1 protein-coding gene is annotated in these 2,402 nt (G+C 61.6%); it reads right to left on the bottom strand.

Annotated elements, in window-relative coordinates:
• Window positions 1-2,212: nSTAND1 domain-containing NTPase (locus BQ17_RS03685; RefSeq protein ID WP_141699074.1), on the bottom strand; the 2,212-nt coding region annotated here is incomplete at its 3' end.
• Window positions 2,213-2,402: the final 190 nt, after the last annotated feature.

The raw sequence follows: 2,402 nt of genomic DNA, 5'->3' as shown, positions 1-2,402 counted from the left end.
CAAGCTGGCTGAGCCGATCTGGATCAGCGGTCCTGTCCATGACCCCCACTAGGCGCAACGCAACCGGTTTCGCCTGCGCGGCTGGCAGCCGCTCGCCCAATTTGCCCAGCGCCTCACCGAGCCGGCTGAGCTGCGACGGTTCGGTAGTTTTCTGCATGAGGGTGGAGATCAGCTCGGCAATCCTTGGCGCTTGCGTAGCGAAGACCTCCGGTGCCGATTGGTACACTAGGACTGCAAGTTTGGCTTGATAGGGTGTCGCTGGTTTATGACGAAACGCCAGCTCGAGCGCTTGCTGGCGCAGATTAAGATCCGGATCCAAGCCGAATAGGGATTGGGCCACCGGCGCCAAGTGCTCCACGAGTGCTTCGTGGGACTCTGTATCCGTAATGGATTGTTCGAGGAATACACGCTTCAGCCGTGGACTGGCACTGGCCAACGCCCAGAGATCCCGGTATCCCTTATCCCCGGAGTATGTCTCCTCAATCCCACCTCTGATAGCGGTCAGGATCCGCTGAGATTCTTGCCGTGCTTGCCACTCCAGGGCCTGATCGGTCCCGACCCAGGTCAAGACGACCAGCATGAGGAGCGGTAGCCACCGCAGGCCGCTGAATACCGCAAAGCGACGGTAACCCGACCAACGGACCTTACCGGCTAGGGTCGCCCCCAGCAGCCGCAGTTGTTCCCAGGGCGAGAGCAAACTCCGCCAGTGCGACACCCAGGAACCAGCCCCCTCCAGTGCCTGGCGACGCTCTTTAAGCAAACGTTGCCAACGGTTGGCACGGCGATGGGCGGCGATCACGGCCCGGGCCAGATAATCGTGATACAGGGACCAGACGGGGGACCCGTCGGTGCCGTTACCGGCGCGACGCCGCACGATACCCTCCTGGTCCAGCACCGAGAGTACCCGGTCGCTCCGCTGACTGTCTGTCCCGGACGCCGCGGCGAGATCGGCCGCGGGAAGACTCCGGGCCTTGGGCACGTCCGGATCGCTGTCGTCGACGAGATCCAACAGCAATGCCAGGGTTTGGGCCATGGTCAAACCGGCGGCGCGTGCCGCGGTGCCCGCGGCATCTTCCACATGGGCGGCCTCCAGACCCTCGATACCGCCATGGCGCTGGTAGGCGGCAGTGTTGAGCACGGGCAGCCTAGTCAGACCGCGAAACGCCACCCGCGCTTGAATCGGCAAGATCCGGTGCTGTTCCGACAGATCATTGACCAAGCGGCGCTTCAGGGAATCCCAGCCGGCGTTCGGATGTGAGATCACCGGCTGGTCTTTTGATACCGGCGCCGTCAAATCATCCAGCAAGGCCCCAATGAATGTCGATTCGACCCGATCCAGGGCATAGCATTCGGGATTTCCGAACCGCACCGCTTCCAATCCCGCGACCAGATCCCGGCGGGTGATGAACAGCAGGTGCAGAGATCCGTGCTCGATTTCCTGCCTGATGCACTGCCAGACGGGATTAGCGGCAACCAGCTCATCGGCCTTGATCCAACGACCGTCGCGCAAAAAATGCTTCCGGTTGGCTACCTGGTAGTCGTCGAACTGGTCGAAGATGACCAGCGGGATCCATCCCAATTCCGTGCGGATACGCTTGAGCAGTGGTGATGATGGGGCAGACAACAACTGGCCGTGCAGCGCATCGCGATTCTCGATAGCGAGCTGTCGGCGCAGATCCTGACCAAGCTGGTGCCAAAAGGCGTCTACCAGGCGTTCCTGCAGGCCCTGCGCCCAATCGCCCCCATAGCTGTTGAGATAGACCGGCAGCATGGTCCGGGCCGACTGCATGCCGGGGGGGCGGAGCAATGCTGGGATCAGCCCGGAACGTATCAGGGCGCTCTTGCCCGCTCCGGATTCGCCTTCCAGGAACACCAGCGGTTGCGCGGCGACGGCCTCCGCCAGCCGGCTTATCTCATCAGCGCGGCCGCGCAGATGATCCGGGTTGTCCGGATCGATCAGCAGCCGTTCTGGCCGCTCCAACCGAGATTTGGGCGCGAGTCCCCGTATGACGAGCCATATACCCCCTACCACCAGCAACAGGGCAAAGATGATCGGCAGCCAAATGGTTAGCGGCAGATCAGTCCCACCCAAAAGGTCCGTGATGGCCTTTTTAGCGTTCTGCAGTCCAACGGCGATACCGGTAATAGCCCCGATAATAGCCCCGATGGCACCACCTAAGACTTGCAACTGTTCGGTGAGAGATTTTTTCATTGGGGCCCAGTGTGAGGTTCGGCAAACGCTATTCAAACTATAGTGAAAACTAAGGGGCGTTCTCAATACCGAAAAGCCCCTCTCCCCTCGGGAGGGTGTCGCAAAAGGTATCGATCTTCGCCCTCTGACCCCCTCTCCCCAACCCCTCTCCCGGCGGGAGAGGGGCTTTTGCGACACCCTCCCGAGGGGA

It is taken from the genome of Candidatus Thiosymbion oneisti (genome assembly GCF_900092655.1).
Classification (GTDB): Bacteria; Pseudomonadota; Gammaproteobacteria; order Chromatiales; family Chromatiaceae; genus Thiosymbion; species Thiosymbion oneisti.
The sequence above is the reverse complement of the archived record's forward strand: the minus strand, read 5'-3'. Positions and strand labels throughout refer to the sequence as shown.